This is a genomic window from Microbacterium sp., from assembly GCF_043427715.1.
Taxonomy (GTDB): domain Bacteria; phylum Actinomycetota; class Actinomycetes; order Actinomycetales; family Microbacteriaceae; genus Microbacterium.
This window is the reverse complement of the sequence record NZ_JBHWTD010000037.1, coordinates 1-3,419: the sequence shown is the minus strand read 5'-3', so window position 1 is coordinate 3,419 and position 3,419 is coordinate 1. Positions and strand designations below refer to the sequence as shown.

General features: G+C 71.2%; 2 protein-coding genes and 1 pseudogene. 2 read left to right on the top strand and 1 reads right to left on the bottom strand.

The features are described from left to right. Window positions 1-18: 18 nt before the first annotated feature. Window positions 19-333 (bottom strand): annotated as a pseudogene (locus tag ACHFGS_RS03690) (substrate-binding domain-containing protein); the annotation flags it as partial. On the opposite strand from ACHFGS_RS03690, the gene ACHFGS_RS03685 reads away from it, so the two are divergent. Together ACHFGS_RS03685 and ACHFGS_RS03680 are read left to right on the top strand one after the other, a co-directional pair. Next, window positions 327-1,712, top strand: coding sequence for a rhamnulokinase family protein (locus ACHFGS_RS03685; protein WP_394278357.1), 1,386 nt, complete (start codon window positions 327-329; stop codon window positions 1,710-1,712). The pseudogene ACHFGS_RS03690 and the gene ACHFGS_RS03685 sit on opposite strands and share 7 nt — an antisense overlap. A 13-nt stretch (window positions 1,713-1,725) precedes the next feature. Further along, the gene (locus ACHFGS_RS03680; protein ID WP_394278356.1) at window positions 1,726-2,967 is read left to right on the top strand and encodes an alpha-hydroxy-acid oxidizing protein; all 1,242 of its coding nucleotides are present in this window, start codon (window positions 1,726-1,728) and stop codon (window positions 2,965-2,967) included. Window positions 2,968-3,419 lie beyond the last annotated feature (452 nt).

Genomic DNA, 3,419 nt, shown 5'->3' with positions numbered 1-3,419 from the left:
GGTGTGCCGACCCCCAGGTCACCCGCCGGTCGACGCCCTGACCACCAGCTCGGGACGGAAGCGCACGCGCTGCGGCGCAGCGTCCGGGTCGGCGAGCGCGGCAAACAGCGCGTCGACCGCGGCGGCGCCGATGGCGCGCGCAGGCTGACGCACCGAGGTCAGCGGCACGACGGTGGCCTGCGCGAAGTCGATGTCGTCATAGCCGACGAGGGCGATGTCCTCGGGCACGCGGAGGGTTCCGAGGATCCCCGCCCCCTGCAGCACCCCGACGGCGAGCAGGTCGTTCGCGCAGAACACCCCGTCGGGGCGGTCGGGCGCCTCCCGGCGTGCGAGCCAGCGGGCGGGTCATCGTCGGTCGCGTCGGACCGAAGCAGCTCGACACGGAGACCGTCGCCCGCTTCCCGAACGACCCGGTGCGTCTGTCCGACGGCCTGCACTGGAACCTCGTCGGCATGTACGGCGCCGTCCTCGGCGGGCTCCGCGACGCGCTCCGCGAGAATCCGGGCATCGCGAGCGTCGGCGTGGACTCGTGGGCGGTCGACTACGGCCTCATCACCCGGTCCCGCCTCCTCGGCGAGCCGTTCCACTACCGCGACGAACGCACGGCCGCCGGCGTCGACGCGGTGCACGCGCGGCATCCCCATGCCGACCTGTTCGCGCGGAACGGTCTTCAGTTCCTGCCGTTCAACACGCTGTACCAGTTCGTCGCGGAAGACCCGGAGCTCCTCGGCATCGCCGACCACGCCCTGCTCATCCCCGACCTGATCGGGTACTGGCTCACCGGCCAGGCCCGCACCGAGCGCACCAACGCCTCGACGCCGGGGCTCCTCCGCGCCGACACCGGGGAATGGGATGCCGCGCTGCTCGCGTCGCTGGGCATCCCGGCGCGCCTGCTGGCGCCGCTCATCGCGCCGGGTGAGACGCTCGGTGAGCTGTCCGCCGATGTCGCCGCGGCGCTCGGAGTCACGACCCGCACGGCGGTGACGGCCGTCGGCTCGCACGACACGGCATCCGCCGTCGTGGCCGTCCCGATGACCTCTCCCGATGCCGCGTACATCTCGTGCGGCACCTGGGGACTCGTCGGCGTCGAGACCCCGCGGCCGGTGCTCACCGATGCCGCCCGCGAGGCGAAGTTCACGAACGAGGGCGGCGTCGACGGTCGCGTGCGCCTCCTCCGCAACGTCATGGGGCTGTGGATCCTCAGCGAGGCCGTCCGCGGATGGCAGCGCGAAGGCCACCCGATAGACCTCCCGACGCTGCTGGACTCGGCCGAAGAGGTCTCGGGACCCATCCCGATCTTCGACGTCGACGACCCGCGCTTCCTGCCGCCGGGAGACATGCCCGCGCGAATCAGCTCATGGTGCGAGGAGAACGGCGTGGCTGCGCCCCGCACCCGAGCGGAGTTCGCCCGCAGCATCATCGAATCGCTCGCGCAGGCGTTCGCGGATGCCGCGCACGAGGCCGCCCGCGTCGGCGGCGTCGACGTGCGGGTCATCCACATCGTCGGCGGCGGCGCATTGAACGAGCTGCTCTGCCAGCGCACCGCCGACCGGTCCGGCGTGCCCGTGCTGGCGGGGCCTGTCGAAGCGACCGCACTGGGGAATATCCTCGTTCAGGCACGCGCGACCGGCATCCTCTCCGGCTCCCTCGAATCCCTCCGCGACCTCGTCGCTCTCACTCACCAGCCCCGCCGCCACCAGCCGCGGGCGTAAGGACGGAACTCCCATGGTTCAGCGCCAGTTCCCCAAGCCGCTCGAGCTCCTCGAACTCATGCAGTTCAAGAAGCCGGAACTCAACGGCACCAAGCGTCGACTGGATGCCGCATACACGATCAACGATCTGCGGACGATCGCGAAGCGCCGCACCCCCAAGGCCGCGTTCGACTACACCGACGGCGCCGCTGAGGGGGAGACCTCCCTCGCCCGCGCCCGGCAGGCCTTCCAGGATGTCGAGTTCCACCCCGACGTGCTGCGGCCCGCCGCCGACGTCGACACCTCCGTCGAGATCCTCGGCGGACCCTCCGCGCTGCCGTTCGGCATCGCACCGACCGGCTTCACCCGGCTGATGCAGACCGAGGGCGAGATCGCCGGGGCGGGCGCGGCGGGAGCCGCCGGCATCCCGTTCACCCTCTCGACGCTCGGCACGACGTCGATCGAGAACGTGAAGGCCGCGAACCCGAACGGACGCAACTGGTTCCAGCTGTACGTCATGCGCGACCGGGAGATCTCCTACGAGCTCGCCCGCCGCGCCGGCGCCGCCGGGTTCGACACCCTGCAGTTCACCGTCGACACCCCCGTCGCCGGTGCGCGCCTGCGCGACAAGCGCAACGGCTTCTCGATCCCGCCGCAGCTGACCCTCGGCACGATCATCAACGCGATCCCCCGGCCCTGGTGGTGGATCGACTTCCTCACCACGCCGAAGCTCGAGTTCGCGTCGCTGTCGGCCACCGGCGGCACCGTGGGCGACCTGCTCAACGCCGCGATGGACCCGACGATCAGCTACGAAGACCTCAAGGTCATCCGCGAGATCTGGCCCGGCAAGATCGTCATCAAGGGCGTGCAGAACGTCGAGGACTCGAAGCGCCTCATCGATCACGGCGTCGATGGCATCATCCTCTCCAACCACGGCGGCCGTCAGCTCGACCGCGCGCCGATCCCCTTCCACCTCCTGCCGACCGTGGTCCGCGAGGTCGGGAAGGACGCCACCGTGATGATCGACACCGGCATCATGAACGGCGCCGACATCGTGGCATCCCTCGCTCTCGGTGCGAAGTTCACCCTCATCGGCCGTGCCTACCTGTACGGCTTGATGGCCGGCGGCCGGGCCGGCGTCGACAAGACCATCGAGATCCTGCGCAGCGAGATCGAGCGGACCATGAAGCTCCTCGGCGTCGCCTCGATCGCCGAGCTGGAGCCCCGCCACGTCACGCAGCTGACACGCCTCGCGCCCCGCCCGCTCGACGTCTGACCCGACACGGCGGCCCGGTCTCTCCGACCGGGCCGCCTCGTCGTGCCACCGCCAACCCGGGCGGACCTTCGCCCCGTGCCGTAACTCCTCACATCTGCACACCGCCGCGGGCTCGAACCCCGGAATCCCGGGCGACCATCACCAGCGCAGCTCCGATTTTGAGGAGTTGGCGCACGGCCGAGGCTTCGCCGGGCCGCCCGACCTCTCCGTTCACACCGCCCGCCTCGCCGCTCCCTGCCAGCGGCCCCGTGCTCTAACTCCTCACATCCGGACGTCGTCGGCTGCCCGAACTCCGCAATCCCAGGCTCCCCTCCCCCACAGCACTGATTCTTGAGGAGTTATCGCACGCCGGCGGCCCGCCACCCGCCCCACGGCCTCTCGCCCCACCCCTGCCCGCGCCGCCCCGGCCCCGCCCGCTCGACGCCTGACCCGACACGGCGGCCCGGTACTGT